Below are 15202 nucleotides of genomic sequence, written 5' to 3'. Positions count from 1 at the left end.
TTAAAAGAGTCGAAAAATCGTATTCACAGCAATTGAATAAAGACGAGCAAGAGTTAATTGCATCTAAGGTTAGTTATCATGTACTTGACAAAATTAAACAAGAGCATAGATAAGTTTTAATATATCTTATTCTAATATTTATTAAAGTATTGAAATACAGCTTTTAATATGAAAATCCTAATACAGCAGTAATGAATGGACGTTCTTTATTTCTATACATTATATTAAATAGGATTACCCATTTAAGTCTCTAGGAAGTAATAAGTTTTTTTTGTAAGATAAAATGCTTTAAATAGCCTTCTTTGAATGGTGGTATGTGCCATTGTTAGAAAATAAGGCGGCCATTGATGAAATTGCGTTAAGAACTTTATAAGCATGGAGCGGCCAAAAAATTTGCTGTTTGAGCCCGACGCAAGGAGGGTGAGTTTCAAATTTTTTAGCGTAATGGTTATAAAGTTTAGCAAATTTCATCACAGGCCTTGACTTTTTTGCTTACTTTTTTTGTCTAAGAAAAAAAGTAAGACCCTGCCGGCGAGGCAAAAAGTAACTAAGCGAGCCTATGTAAGCTAATAACACATAAGATATCTAAATGGGTAACCCTAATATTAAATAGGGTTTGATTAAATAATCTGCATTAGGGAGGGGTCATGTTAGACTAAGGCAAATACTCTTGTGTATGGCTTTAGTTTAAAAAATAATTCAGGAGCTTGGGTATAATAAGAAGCGATATGGTACTTGGCATCGGAAAAGGAATTAGTATAAGTAGCGGTTACAGTTTTAATCATTCGATTGGATTGTTGGCATTCTCATTCTGTTAATTCTTAAATTCTGAGAATTCTGATTCAGACAATAATTACATATTAAAAGCAATATGGTACTTGTTTCCTTTGCCAAGGAGGCATCGGAAAAGGAGTTTCATAGTTCTGATAATTCTTAAATTCGCAATTCGCGAATCGCGAATTGCGAATTTGCAACTTTTTATCTACCTTGCTTCCTCTTAACAAGATAAAAAGATGAAACAACATACAGGAATGCGTCCTCATGATGTGGTTGTTTTGCTTAAAATTGCTGCAAAAGGAAACAAACCCTGGCTTATGAAAGATTTATCTTATGAATTAGCCATCAGCGCCAGTGAGATTAGTGAAAGTATCAATCGATCTGTTATAGCTGGATTAATTTCCCCTGATAAGAAGAAGTTAATGAAGCTCGCCCTCCTGGATTTTTTGGAGCATGGCTTACGCTATGTTTATCCACAACAGCCAGGAGCTTTATTAAGAGGATTGCCTACGGCACATTCTGCAAAACCTTTAAGCGATGAAATTGTAAGTGAAGAACCTTATGTTTGGCCTTATGCAGAAGGGCAAGTACGTGGACAAGCTATAGAACCTCTTCATCCAAAAGTACCGGAAGCCTGCTTGAAAGATTCTTTTTTTTATGAATTGATGGCATTAGGGGATGCTTTACGGGTAGGAAAGGCAAGGGAAAAAAGGCTGGCCGTTGAAGAACTTAAAAAGCGGCTATTATGAAAAATACCCACATCAATAGAGAAGCTACTAAAAAGATAGCTAAAGCCTTGGGAGAGCTTAATGAAAAAGTTGTTTATGTGGGTGGGGCGGTGGTAAGTCTTTATATCGACGATCCTTCTGCTGATGATGTCCGTCCCACTAAAGATGTAGATATCACTTTTGAAATTGCTACTTCTGGTGAACTTGAAAAATTATAAGAGACACACTTTTTCAAAAAGGTTTTACTCAATCCCATGAAGATAATGTAATTTGTCGGTTTAGGTATGAAGATATAAAGGTAGATGTAATGGCTACCCAAGAAGTAGGTTGGGCTCCTGCCAATCCCTGGTTTAAACCCGGCTTTAAAAATAAAGAGGAGGTAATGGTAGACGAGATACCTATATTTATTCTTCCTTTTGAATATTTTTTAGCTACAAAATTTACAGCCTTCAAAGACAGAGGAGGCAAAGATCCGAGAGCAAGTCATGACTATGAGGATATTGTGTATCTACTTAATTATTCGTCCCGTATAAAGGAACAGATATTCAAGGCAGAAAAAGATGTACAAATATTTTTAAAAACAGCATTTTTAGAAATTATCAACAGCGATATCATGCAAGAGGCTATTATAGGCAATTTATACTACGAAAACCAAATGGTTCGCTTCAATAAGATCATACATGAGTTGAAAGAAATTGCTAAAGGGGTTTAACGAACTACAGCAGTGTAGAACACTAAATCATTCACCAAAAAGCGAGACTAATTCAATCAGTGAACTAATTTAAGGAGGAAAAGGAAATCAAGAGTCTAATGATCGCATTATAGGGTTAGTGAAAAGATCGCCGTAGGGATAGGTATATAATTGACTCAAGCCAACCAATCTTTACATTATGTTAAATAGGGTTTGGTTAAATAATTTACTTTAGAGAGGGGCCAGTTAGACTAAGACAAATATCTCTGTGTATGGCTTTATTTTAAATAAGAATTCAGGAGCTTGGGTATAATAAGAAGCGATATGGTATTTGGCATCGGAAAAGGAGTTTCATAATTCTTAAATTCTGAGAATTCTGATTCAGACATTAGGCAATAAACAATGGACAAACATTGCAGCTCTCGTACTAACAGATCTTTCGCTCCTCAAGATGACATTCTTTTTTAACTTTTATGTGGCAGTGTCATCATTAGAAATGCTTTACCAATAGTCTCTAAGGTATTCAAATTTTTTCGCTTGACTGTTGGCAGTCTTCATTCTGGTAATTCTTTCATTCTGAGAATTCTGGTTCAGACAATAATTATACATTTGTTACATAATGTGCTGCGTTATGTTAATATAGCTTAGGGCTTTGGGCAGGGGAAAAGATTAAGTTTTTTAGAAGGGGCTTTTCATCGAGTAGGGCAGATGCACTTATGCCATAGCTTTGGTTTGTGCTGAGCCTTGTGCGGCTATGGGATGTGTGCACCTGCCTGCGGTAGGCAGGGATGCTTGGGTCGGGTTGGTATTTTTTTAACTTCCACTTATAATTAATATTTTTATGCCTGATTCATCTGTTGCAAAATATGCAACACTTCAAAACCAGGTCGAAAGCTTAACATATTTTAAAATGGAAGAATTAGATAAAGTTGTAATATATGAAGCTGCTGATGGAAGGGCTAGTTTGGAGGTTAGACTGGAAGATGACACAGTATGGTTAACGCAGGCTCAATTGGTAGAGTTATTTGTATCTAGTAAAGCCAACATTAGTGAGCACATAAGTAGGATATACAAAGAAGGAGAACTGGAGAAAAGTCCAACTGTTCGGAAATTACGAACAGTTCGAAAGGAAGGAAAAAGGCTAGTTGAAAGAGAAGTTGAGCATTACAATCTTGACGTTATCATCTCGGTTGGATATCGGGTAAAATCCATTAGAGGAACTCAATTCCGTATCTGGGCCAATAAAATATTAAAAGATTACCTGATAAAAGGTTTTGCAATAAATGAGAAAAGGCTAAAGGAAAAGCAGGAGCAGCTTGATCAATTAAAGAAAGTAGTTCAGTTGCAGGAAAAAGTTATCAATAACTATCAGCTAAAAGACGGAGAAGCTGAAGGACTCATAAGAGTTATTGCCGAATACACATTTGCACTTGAAATACTGGACGATTACGATCATCAGAGATTGGAATTACCAAGAAGAGGTAAAAAGGAGATTTTTAGGATCAACTATGATGAAGCCAAAAAGGCCGTTGCTAAATTAGGTGAACAAACTCAATTTGCAGGCTTTTTTGGTAAAGAAAAAGACAGTTCCTTTAAAGGATCTCTGGAAAATATCTATCAGACATTTGATGGAAAAGATTTGTATCCCTCAACAGAAGAAAAAGCCGCTAATCTATTATATTTTGTAGTCAAGAATCATTCTTTTGTTGATGGTAATAAACGTATTGCAGCTTTTCTTTTTGTATGGTTTCTGGAGCGAAATAATCTTCTTTACAAAGATGATGGAATCAAAAGAATATCCGACAATGCTCTGGTTGCTTTAACACTGATGATCGCTGAAAGCAACCCAAATGATAAAGACATCATGATTAAAGTTATAGTTAATCTCCTCACAGAAAAAAAACATAATTTATAATATCTTTCAAATCTCAATCGTTCCGAAGCTATTTAAAATAACGTCAGGTTATATTACTGCTGCCTGCAAGTCTGTAATATAATGGGCTGCGTTATGTTAAGCATAGCTTAGGGGCTGGGCTGGATAAAGATTTAGTTTTTTAAGGTTGGATTTTTAAAGGAGGAGCAGATGCACTTATGCCATAGCTTTGGATTCGCAAGGCCTTGTGCGGCTATGGGATGTGTGCTTATGCTTGCGCTGGTTTTTTGAGTTAGGGATAGAAGCGGAAATCACGACATGGGCTGGGAGAGGGGCAGCTCGTAATTGGAGCGGATAGCCCGGCCGAAGGCAACTCCCAATAGTAAAGCCTATTAATTTTATCCTAAATTTCAAGGATTTTACAAGTAATCCATTCAGGTATTGTTATTTTCCGATTACAAATCAATTTTTCTTAATTTCTTCCTAAAAACTTTACCAGACTTCAATTTAACTCAATAAGATTCTGGAATCTTCTATTTCAATGACAAATCATCCATTTTAATAAGCCTTTCTGCCTCAAGGAATCTGTCCGACTTAAACATTCATTAGGTTAAGTTCTATTTCTAAAAGATTTAATTGATTGTAAAATAATTAGTTGCAAACTATTCAATAATTTTATTGAATAGTTGAATAAGTTTTATTACATTTGTATTATTAATTCAACCAAGAATGGAAAAAAGAGAATTTAAAGACAAAGTATTTGGAGAGCTTGCAAAAGTTAGCAACGCACTTTCAAATCCAAAAAGACTTGAAATTATTGACCTTTTGGCACAGGGGGAGCGAACTGTTGAAAAGATCTCTAATGAAACAGGAATGTCTATAGCAAATGCTTCTCAGCATTTGCAAGTGTTAAAAGCAGGAAGTCTTGTAGAAATAAAGCGAAATGGCAATTTCATCATATACAGGCTTGCCAGTGATAAAGTTTCTTATATATGGCAACTACTAAGAGAACTAGGAACTGAACGAATCGCTGAAATTGAGAAAGTGATAAATGATTTTCGAACACAGAAGAAGACTCTTGAATCCGTAACAATCGATGAACTACTTAAAAAAATGGAAAATCAGAATGTAGTTGTGATTGATGTACGGCCTACGGAAGAATTTAACTCAGGACATATATCACAAGCAATATCAATTCCTATAGACCAGCTTGCTAAAAGACTGAATGAGCTGCCAAAAAATAAAGAGATTATTGCTTATTGTCGAGGTCCTTTTTGTGTCTTCGCTGATGATGCAGTGATTATGTTAAAAGAAAATAACTATAAAGCTATTCGCCTTGAGCAAGGATTTCCTGACTGGAAATTAAAAGGTTTAGATGTTGAAATAAGTAAAAATTAATTTTTGAAATTATGGATAATAAAGATTTAAATAATATCGATTCTGAAACACTAAGACTCCTGCTTGAAGAAGAAAAGTCTGTCTACATTCTTGATGTAAGGCCAAAAGAACAGCGTGAAGAATGGTTTATTCCTGGCAGCAATTATATTGATGCTTACAATAGGCTAAATGAAGGTGATTTATCAGTTTTAGATGAAATAAATATTCCTGAAAATACTAAAGTTGTTACTGTTTGTGCTGCTGGAAGAACAAGCCAAATTGCAGCAGACGAACTAAGAAAAAAGGGTATTGAGGCTTACTCATTGGAAGGAGGAATGAAAGGATGGTCTCTTTCTTGGAATACTGCAGAAATTGAAGATAATAATCTAAAGATTGTTCAGGTGCGTAGAACAGGAAAAGGCTGTTTGTCTTATGTTCTTGGTTCGGGAAGTGAGGCCATCGTAGTAGATGCATCTTTAAGTCCTGACATCTATCTGGCTGTGGCAAAACAAAACGGCTGGAAAATCAAGTATGTTATAGATACCCATATTCATGCTGACCATCTTTCCAGATCGCTTGCTCTTTCTGAACTATCCGGTGGTACATTATATATGCCTGATCAGTATAAATTGAAATACTCTTTTTCCAGAATTAAAGATAACGATGAATTGCAATTCGGAACTTCTGTTTTAAGAGCATTGCATACTCCTGGTCATACTATGGATAGCACCACTTATATGATCGACAACAAATATTTGTTGACAGGTGATACACTCTTTACAAATGGTGTAGGAAGGCCTGATCTAAAGGCAAGTGAAGCTGAGGCTGCGAAAAGGGCTTCTATACTTTATAATTCTTTAATGAAATTATTAGGTCTTGATTATAGCAGTATTGTTCTTCCGGGTCATATTAGTAGACCTGTTCCTTTTGATCATCAGATAATATCCATGAGTCTTAAAGAAATAAAAGAAACAGTTTCTACTCTTCATCTTTCTGAAGATGAGTTTATAAGAGTTATTCTTTCAAAAATTCCTCCGACACCTCCAAATTATCTAAAAATAGTAGAGCTTAACTTTTCCGGTGACTTGAATAGTGTTGATCCAAAAGAAGTAGAAGCAGGAGCCAACCGTTGTGCCATCTCATAAATACTAAAATATGGAAATATTATTTACTGTTAATGAATCAGCATACGCATCAGAAAAGACATATAATGGCGTAAGAACTGCACTACAATTATTAAAAGAAGATCCATCAGTGAAGGTAAAAGTTTTTTTAATGGGAGATGGGGTAGGATGTAGTTTGTCAGGACAAAAACCTTCTGCTAGTAATTATAATATTGAAAATCTGCTTACCGAAATCATTAGCAAAAATGGGAAGGTAAAAATTTGTAAAAGCTGCCTTGAAGGAAGAGGTTATGGAAGTTCCAAATTGATTGAAGGTGCAGAAATAAGTAATATGACTGAATATGCACAATGGATTATCAAGTCTGATAAGGTATTTAATATCTAAATATGATGAAAAGAATATTTAAAATTTCTCTGATGTTGTTGCCGATGGTATTGATGTCTCTGGTCAATACTGATCCTGAGCCATGGAAGCAAGAGCAATTGATGAAGCCGGAAGAGCTGGCAAAGCTTTTATCTGATGGCGATAAAACCAATGATCCGGTCATTTTCAATATAGGCCCTGCCGGAGAAATAAAGGGTTCATTAGAGATTGGTTTTGTCAACGACAGCAAAGGAATTAAGAAGCTTGAAACGAACTTAAAGAACATTCCGAAAGACAAAGCAATTGTACTTTATTGTGGTTGTTGCCCTTTTGAACATTGTCCGAATATTCGTCCTGCTTTTACTTTGCTTAACAAGAAAAAATATAAAAACCACCGATTACTTGACCTTCCAAAAAACTTGAAAGTTGACTGGATTGACAAAGGTTTTCCTATGGAGGATTAATTAAAATTTTAACGAAATCAACATGAAAGAAGTACAGTTAGGATTAAGGGAAAACTGGAGGCAGTTTGCCTTATTAGTGGTCATTAATGGCTTTGTCGGTGGTATGGTTGGGTTGGAAAGGTCAATCCTTCCACAAATTGCAGAAGTAGAATTTCATATTGCTGCACGAACAGCCATTCTTTCATTTATTGTAGTATTTGGAATAGTAAAAGCCACCACAAATTATTTTACGGGAGCCCTTGCTAATAAATTCGGTAGAAAGAATCTATTGATTTCCGGATGGATAATAGGAATTCCCGTTCCATTTATATTAATGTATGCCCCGGATTGGAATTGGATTGTTGCAGCTAACATTCTCTTAGGTATAAATCAAGGTTTGACATGGTCTAGCACAGTCGTAATGAAAATAGATTTAGTGGGTGAAAAGAATAGGGGTCTTGCAATGGGGTTGAACGAATTTGCCGGTTATATAGCTGTTGCATTAATTGGTTTTTTGACGGGTTGGATTGCAAGCGAATATGGACTTAGGCCTTATCCTTTCTATTTAGGAATAGGATTAGTCTTTGCAGGATTGATATTGAGTTGGCTGTTTGTACAAGATACTTATCATCATACCACTAAGGAAGGTGAAACCAATACCATTCCAAAACTTAAGAATATCTTCCGAGATACTACTTTAACTAACAGGAATTTAAGTTCAGTAACTCAAGCTGGTTTAATTAATAATCTTAATGATGGTATGGCTTGGGGAATATTCCCTATTATGTTAGCAACAAAAGGTTTTAGTTTAGAACAAATAGGGATTGTCATCGCCGTATATCCCGCTGTTTGGGGGTTTGGTCAAATATTTACGGGTAAAATGGCAGACAAATTCAATAAAAAGGATATGTTGTTTACGGGAATGCTTTTACAAGCAATAGCACTCATTTTTCTTATATGGTCAAAAGATATGTGGCATTATGTTACTTTATCAGCTATTTTAGGATGGGGAACTGCCATGGTTTATCCAACATTTTTGGCTACTGTTGCTGAAAATACTCATCCGCAAGACAGAGCAAAGAGCATTGGAGTTTTTAGATTATGGAGAGATTTAGGATATGCAATTGGAGCAATATTATCCGGAATCATTGCTGACCTTATCAGTATAAATGCGTCAATTATATTTATTGGTTTTTTGACTTTGGTTTCCTCTTTGATCATACTTTTCAGAATGAACTATGCTAAGGACGGATCCGTAAAAATCTTGGATTGGATTTCTGGAAAGTCTGCTACAATTTAAATAATGAAATATAAAAGACTCTGTTTTATAATTCTTTTTGTATGGCTCCTTCCCAGTAAAGCTTTATGTCAAACAATAGAAAATCAAAGGGAAATATGGCTGGGTTATATGTCATCTGTTAAAATTACAGACAGGTTTTCTTTGTGGAATGATTTTCATTATGTATCTACTTCATTTTTCGCTTCACGTCATGGGCTAACATATTTTTTTCAACCTCAACATAGTATAAGTGCAGGCTATGCGTGGGTAGTTACGTCAACTGGTTTTTCAGATAAGCTGATCCGTCCCGAAAACCGTCTGTGGGCACAAATGGCAGGTCGTTTATCAATTAGGAATAAGACTTTGTATCAATACCGATTACGCTATGATGCAAGGTTCAGGAAAATGATAAGTAATTCGGAAATACTTGATGATAGAATATTCTACCATCGGATTAGATTGATGAATGGATTAAGATTTTATATAAAAGACCTCCCTAATCAAAGAAGACTTCATTTTGATGTATTAGATGAACTACTTTTAAATTTTGGTAAGCAGGTAAATAATGAAATAGACCAGAACAGACTGTATCTGTTACTAGGATTATCTAAGAAAAACATAACCGTATTATCAGGATATGATTGGAGAATAATACCTATGCAAAATGGCAATTTTATATTCAGGCATGGTCTTACGGTTTGGATTATTCATAATATGAGTTTCCGGTAATAGGAGCATGAGGCAAATAAAGAATGTCATAGCTTCAGATAAGCTAAGCCTTGTCAAATAGGGGAATCTTTTTAATTTTTAGAAAGTTTCGTTATTTGTTTTTTCGACAAGCCTGTATATTTTTCAATAGCCTCTAAAGGAAGATTATCCTCAAGCATCTTTTTTGCCATTTCCGTGGCCTTTTTGCTTTCAATAGATTTAATCTCCTCTTTCAAGGAATCAACTTTACTAAAAGTTAAATCATATTTGCTTTCCTTCTCAATTTTAGAAAGTAAGCCAGAATCAATAAAGCTGTAAAAATCTTTTTCTGTAATAATGAGATGATCTATAACAGGAACATTGACAAATTTTCCTATAGCAACCATCTTATCAGTTATTTGTATATCACCATATGAAGGTTCAAGTTCGCCACTCGGATGATTATGTACCATGATGATTTTAACAGCTCGTTTCTGCAAGGCAAAGCTGAAAACCTCCATAGGTTCCACCAGAGTTTTATTTACCGTGCCTAAGCTGATTAACTCGATAAGCAGGATCTGGTTGTTATTGGCCAGGCACACTATCCAGAAGTGCTCCTTGTTCCGGTCTATCTTGTTTTCACGCAACAATACCTGCTGCATGACTTTGTATAAGTCTTCCGAGTTCAGAATTTTAATCTTTTGATCTTTTGATAGCCGGATGTTCATGTTGCAAAATAGGGAATTTTCTAAAACATAGACAATGGTTTTGAAAATGACGTGCTGTTTTTATAACTGCCGTAGGCTGTTATGTTCTCATAGTAGCAGATGCAGCTTATGCCATAGCTTTGGAATAGGGAAGGTAGAGGGGCTATGGGATGTGTGCAGATGCTTGTGTTGGATAAGCGAAAATTCTAAGCATGACTATAATCTTTTTTAAGTATTAGCATTTGCGTATAGAGGAAAGAAAGGGATATTGCTATTATTAAGATTATAATAAAACCTCCATTAATCCATCTCAGGAATCTTTCATCAAGATAGTGTTGAACTGTACCAGTAGCACGGGTATAGATTCCTATAAAAATCCAGAAAATGTTCATCGTTAGGAAAACAAACTTTCCACTCCTCCAAATCTTCTTTTCCGGTTGCAGATACGAATACCATAAAGAAAGTATAAATAAAAAAACGGTAAAAAAGATAATTGTGTAATAAAGTATACGTAACTACTCAGCCCCCGAAAATTCTCTAAATTAATGTTGGTAAGTTAAAATAAAAAATCGGCTACGGGAGCTTGTCTGGGCAGTTTTTTGTGAATTGTTTCTGTTTTCGACTTTTTTGCTGAGTTATCCACGATGAAAGGTTGGCAAGTTTTGGGCAGCCTTCTTTTTATAATGCACTTTCTGCACCTATTTGCAGCCAATATCCACGCTCAGGTGCAAGACTTACAACACTATATTGATATTATTGAAAAGCAGCAGAAAATCATTTTGCAGCAAGAAAAAGTTATTGCTGAACAGGCTGCCCGTATAGTTGCATTGGAGAATGAGGTCAAAAAACTCAAAGAGAAGGTCAGGATATTAAAAGAAGGCAAGAACAGCAACAATAGCTCGATCCCCCCTTCAGCAGACCAGAAAAGAACCACCAATAAAAGCCTGCGCACCAAAACAGGAAAAAAGACCGGCGGCCAACCTGGCCATAAAGGGAGCACTTTGAAAATGACCGATAACCCTGACCAAGTGGTCAAGCATACACCATCTTTGTGTGACTGTTGTGGAGAAGACATCTCGGACAAAGAAGAAGTTTTAAAAGAAAAAAGACAGGTTGTCGATATCCCGCCCATTAAACCGGTATATGTTGAGCACAGGGTCTTTGTCAAAAAATGTACATGTGGACATGAAACCAGCAGTGCATTTCCTGAAGACGTGAAAGCCAGTATACAATATGGGGCCGGAGTCGAAGGGCTTGTAGCCTACCTGTCTGCCCGTCATTATGTCCCATTTGCAAGGACCGGTGAGATATTGGGGCATGTCTTTGGGCTTCCGCTGAGCGAAGGTTCTATTGGCAACATCTTGGAAAGGTTTGCCAAAAAAGCCCAAGAGCCCTATAAGCGGATAAAGGAGGACGTCGCAAAAGCGCCAGTGGTGGGAAGCGATGAAACTGGCTGTAAGGTCAACGGGGAAAAACTTTGGGTGTTTACATGGCAAGACCCCGAAAACACTTTTCTGAGTATCTCAAAATCCAGAGGGAATGTGGGCATTGCAGAAAGCTTCCCGGACGGCTTTCCCATGAGTACCCTGATAAGCGATGCATGGGCAGCCCAACTTGCAACATTGGCAAGAAGGCACCAGTTGTGCACGGCCCACCTTTTGCGCGACCTGAAATATTTTGTAGAAGTGCTGCATTGTTCATGGGCAGAAGATATAAAGAAGCTGTTTGAAGACGCCCTAAAGTTAAAGAAGGACTGGCAGGATGAATTAGAAGGCAACTTTGAAGAGAAAAGAAAAGGTGTTTTTGACAGGTTTGACAAACTGTTGAAACAGTCTGTAGTATTTGAAAAAGTAAAGCCCTTCAAAAAAAGGCTGCAAAAGAACAAGGAATCCGTTTTTGAATTCCTGAACCAGAAGGACGTCCCGCCAGACAATAATGCGTCAGAAAGAGCCATCAGAAATATAAAAGTAAAGCTGAAGGTATCAGGTCAATTCCGTTCCTTGCAGGGTGCGCAGTGCTTCCTGACCATAAGGTCAGTTATAGATACTGCCATTAAACGGGGCTGCAAGGTTTTGGATGTACTTAAAGACTTTGATAAATTAAGCCCTGCTGAGTAGTTACAAGTATACATTCTTTTAATGGTAGATTAAATTTATCCCAGTTAAGGCTATGCAAAGCAACTAAAATCATCGGTAGCATTATCCATATAAAAAATATCACGGTTAGTTTAGGTTCATCTTTAATATTTCCCATAAACAAATCAACCAAATATCCGACTCCTAATATATTTTCCTTATAGAAAACAATAGTGGTATTTATTGAAATTATCAATAAACAAGGAATATTCAATAGTATTACATAGTCATTCTCTCTAAAACCGCCTAAAAAATCAAAAAGTAATAAGCTTGTTGTTAATGGGCATATTAAAACAACAAATGTAATTAGGCCACTTATAAAATTTATGTAATTCCCGCTAGTGCTTTCTTGTATACCACTGTATTGTCCGAACATTTGATGTCCCAATTCCCATTTTTCAAATTTAAACTTATGAAGTTCATTTAATATCGTTCTTTTATAATGAAGTGTTTGAGTGAATTCGTGAAAAAGAATGGTTAGTATTATTACTGACAATAAAATAATTATTTTAAGTGGAATTTGAACACCTAAAATATTAAAAGATTGATCAAAAAATAGTTCTTGCTTCTCCATATCAATCTTTTGAATCTCATTGAAAATCTCAGAGTTGCTAAAATTGGATTTTTGAAGTTTAAAATATAATTCAAAGTTTATATAGTTTAGGACTAATGTATCATCATCGTTTCTGGATCTCTCTATTAACTCCTTTAAAGAATCTCCATCATACTGACTTAAATAATAATATTCTTGCCATTTATTCTGCAAAATTGCATGTTTATTTAAATTTTGTTTTTGGTTCCAGAGTAATCCAATAACAATAATGAGTAGTCCAAGGAAAAAAGCTGCTTTTTTCCTTAAAGTTAAAGTTGAAGAATGCCATTTTTCTAAAAGTTTTTCTTTATTGTCAGGTGTCATAAGTTTTCTTAATTGTTTTTAGATAATAAAAACTTTTCAATGTTTTTCACATCATTATTACATAAATAAAACCATTCACCTCTAACCCTCTTTTTCTTATATCTTTCGTGTAATGCTAGTTCGGCAGATTTAGGAGCTTTTCTACTTAAGAATAGTTTAATCTCCGGTTCTTCGGATTGTAGAGTTCTTTCCCTTTTATCAGGATTTAAACTACGGCCAATCTTAAAGAGACCATTTCTTAAATTTTTCATCAAATAAACAAAATTATCTTTACCATTAATTAGATTCTCACTGACGCTATATTCCCATAAATTTTCAGGAAACGAATGTTTAACACTTGTTAAAACATCCAATCTTTTGAAAACTATATATTGATACCTCTCAAATAGATAAAACAGATTAATCACTTTGTCCTCTGCATAATCCTCATATATAACCTGAGCAAATTTAAAGGTTAAATCACATCTTGATTTTAATGTGGAATCTAATCTCAATAATTTTCCTTCAATCTTATTGTATTTACTGGTAATGTAATAAAGATAATATTGAGATAAAGACTGAGGAGAATAGATACATCCATATGATGAGAGTAATTTCCCATTAAGGACATCGTTGATTTCATTAATATGAACAAGGTATTTATATGCAAATTCCTCAGAAATAATCTCAATTCTTTTGTTTAAAATATTGTCTAAATTCATGTGATTAATTACCTTAATGAGTTCTAAAATCTTTGCTATAGGAAAGTTTTGTATTAGTAAAATAACCTAAATTACTTTGTATTTCTTTGGCATTTTTCACAAAATCGTCATCAATAATAGGGACATGTAAGAAGCAAACATCAAATACTGATTCTTTCCCTTTAAAACCTCCTCCCAAAGAAATTCCAATTATTGTCTCAACATCTGGATTTACGACTCTCGCTACAACACATCTTAATTGCAGCTCTTTTTCTTTTTTATTCCAATTTTTATTGGTTAAAGGAATAAATACATAGGTATACTTATTTCCTGGTAATGGTTTGAGCATTCGAGCACTTACTTTATTTTTGATTGCGTTTTCGAGAACCATAACAAGCTCAATTCTATTGATTCTGGGTTCTAAGTTCATTTGTCGAACAGCAAGTTCAAGTTCCTCTCTTTTTTCAACAGACGTATCAGGTTTTATATGATGTTTATAAAGGTGGTTAATTAGATTATCCCAAATGAAACTTGGCTGAATTTCTTTCTGCCACTGTAAATAAGGTTTAGATTTACAATAGCTTTCCCACATACCATATTCTGCTACTATTGTATCATAAGGCAAATTAAAATCCAAACTATTTTCTATATATAATGCTAAAAAATCTACCTCTCTAGGGATGAAAAAGGTTTTATTAAGAAAAAAATTTTCCTTAGCATCTAAATAATTAATAAAGTCTTTTATAGTATCTAATTCATTAAATATTACCGAAGTAGATAATTCATCAAATACATGCACAAAACCATTCCCAAAATCACCGGTTGGTAATGGATAATTAGGTTTACTACCAAAAGCTACCGCAATACGATATATTTTTCTTTTACTTTTTTCTGGAAGTTTAACAGTAGTCTTTCTATCATTTAGAACAATTTCATCAACAGTATTTAGGTACCTTTCCGCACCACATATTTGCTCAGATGAATCATATATTGCTTTTTTAACCCATCTTTCATAATTAATGGATTCTTCACTATTTGTAGAAGGAGAAATATCCTTAACTGATATTATGATGATTATATCATTGCATAAAACTAAGATATCACAAAGTTCCTTTGTTTTTTTTCCTAAAGGACTTTGAAAACTCCAAAAAGGCAGGAAAGATTTGAGGCACAAATCAGAAACAAATTTTTCAGAAGGTGTCATTTTTTTAATTTTAAAAAACAATGTTTAATTATAATCATAAAGTTATATATTTTGACCGCATTGTATTTGCGTTCAACTTATTTTCAAGACGAATCAGCATTAACAAAAAAAGAGCTACCTAAAAAGCAGCTCCGTAATGCTAAACTTGAACCATAGTAAATAAATGGAAAAGTCTCGCCAGCCACCCGGATAAACACGATAGCGACTTTTGAATGAA

The 15202-nt window shown here is 34.8% G+C and carries 15 protein-coding genes; 11 read left to right on the top strand and 4 right to left on the bottom strand.

The features are described from left to right. Window positions 1-1013: 1013 nt before the first annotated feature. The 10 genes from RCC89_13475 to RCC89_13430 all read left to right on the top strand — a co-directional run bounded on the left by RCC89_13475 (window position 1014) and on the right by RCC89_13430 (window position 9385). Window positions 1014-1526, top strand: coding sequence for a hypothetical protein (locus RCC89_13475; protein WMJ74168.1), 513 nt, complete (start codon window positions 1014-1016; stop codon window positions 1524-1526). Next, window positions 1523-1723 (top strand): hypothetical protein, encoded by a 201-nt coding sequence (locus RCC89_13470; GenBank protein ID WMJ74167.1) that lies wholly within the window; start codon window positions 1523-1525, stop codon window positions 1721-1723. Before RCC89_13475 ends, RCC89_13470 begins: the two co-directional genes overlap by 4 nt. 89 nt (window positions 1724-1812) lie before the next feature. Continuing rightward, complete coding sequence (locus RCC89_13465; GenBank protein WMJ74166.1) at window positions 1813-2217, top strand: hypothetical protein; 405 nt, start codon at window positions 1813-1815, stop codon at window positions 2215-2217. Between the two features lie 820 nt (window positions 2218-3037). Beyond that, window positions 3038-4111 (top strand): virulence protein RhuM/Fic/DOC family protein, encoded by a 1074-nt coding sequence (locus tag RCC89_13460; GenBank protein WMJ74165.1) that lies wholly within the window; start codon window positions 3038-3040, stop codon window positions 4109-4111. Window positions 4112-4798: 687 nt separating this feature from the next. Beyond that, window positions 4799-5467: a metalloregulator ArsR/SmtB family transcription factor gene (locus RCC89_13455; GenBank protein WMJ74164.1), complete on the top strand. Its 669-nt coding sequence runs from the start codon at window positions 4799-4801 to the stop codon at window positions 5465-5467. An 11-nt stretch (window positions 5468-5478) separates the two neighbouring features. Next, entirely contained in the window at window positions 5479-6591 is a 1113-nt protein-coding gene (locus tag RCC89_13450) for an MBL fold metallo-hydrolase (protein ID WMJ74163.1), read from the top strand. Between the two features lie 10 nt (window positions 6592-6601). After that, entirely contained in the window at window positions 6602-6955 is a 354-nt protein-coding gene (locus RCC89_13445) for a DsrE family protein (protein WMJ74162.1), read from the top strand. Between the two features lie 2 nt (window positions 6956-6957). Then, on the top strand, window positions 6958-7398 hold the full coding sequence (locus RCC89_13440; protein WMJ74161.1) for a rhodanese-like domain-containing protein: 441 nt from the start codon (window positions 6958-6960) through the stop codon (window positions 7396-7398). A gap of 22 nt (window positions 7399-7420) precedes the next feature. After that, window positions 7421-8677, top strand: a complete 1257-nt coding sequence (locus tag RCC89_13435; GenBank protein WMJ74160.1) for an MFS transporter — start codon at window positions 7421-7423, stop codon at window positions 8675-8677. Between the two features lie 3 nt (window positions 8678-8680). Beyond that, window positions 8681-9385 carry a DUF2490 domain-containing protein gene (locus RCC89_13430; GenBank protein ID WMJ74159.1) on the top strand — a complete coding sequence of 235 codons (705 nt, stop codon included), beginning with the start codon at window positions 8681-8683 and terminating at the stop codon, window positions 9383-9385. Between the two features lie 71 nt (window positions 9386-9456). Here the strand turns inward: RCC89_13430 and RCC89_13425 are convergent, their stop codons facing one another. Continuing rightward, window positions 9457-10071 carry a JAB domain-containing protein gene (locus RCC89_13425; protein ID WMJ74158.1) on the bottom strand — a complete coding sequence of 205 codons (615 nt, stop codon included), beginning with the start codon at window positions 10069-10071 and terminating at the stop codon, window positions 9457-9459. Between the two features lie 623 nt (window positions 10072-10694). Here RCC89_13425 and RCC89_13420 point away from each other — a divergent pair. After that, a complete protein-coding gene (locus RCC89_13420) occupies window positions 10695-12167 on the top strand; it encodes an IS66 family transposase (GenBank protein ID WMJ74157.1) in 1473 nt (490 codons plus the stop codon). Here the strand turns inward: RCC89_13420 and RCC89_13415 are convergent. From RCC89_13415 to RCC89_13405, 3 genes are read right to left on the bottom strand one after another with little or no spacing between them, the layout of a single operon-like run. After that, window positions 12133-13101 (bottom strand): hypothetical protein, encoded by a 969-nt coding sequence (locus RCC89_13415; protein ID WMJ74156.1) that lies wholly within the window; start codon window positions 13099-13101, stop codon window positions 12133-12135. The two genes, RCC89_13420 and RCC89_13415, sit on opposite strands and share 35 nt — an antisense overlap. Window positions 13102-13109: 8 nt before the next feature. Then, complete coding sequence (locus tag RCC89_13410; protein ID WMJ74155.1) at window positions 13110-13802, bottom strand: GIY-YIG nuclease family protein; 693 nt, start codon at window positions 13800-13802, stop codon at window positions 13110-13112. A 13-nt stretch (window positions 13803-13815) separates the two neighbouring features. After that, window positions 13816-14985, bottom strand: coding sequence for a hypothetical protein (locus RCC89_13405; GenBank protein ID WMJ74154.1), 1170 nt, complete (start codon window positions 14983-14985; stop codon window positions 13816-13818). Window positions 14986-15202: the final 217 nt, after the last annotated feature.

This window comes from Cytophagaceae bacterium ABcell3 (genome assembly GCA_030913385.1).
Lineage (GTDB): Bacteria > Bacteroidota > Bacteroidia > Cytophagales > Cytophagaceae > ABcell3.
Note: the sequence above shows the minus strand (reverse complement) of the source record. Positions and strands in the feature narration are given on the sequence as shown.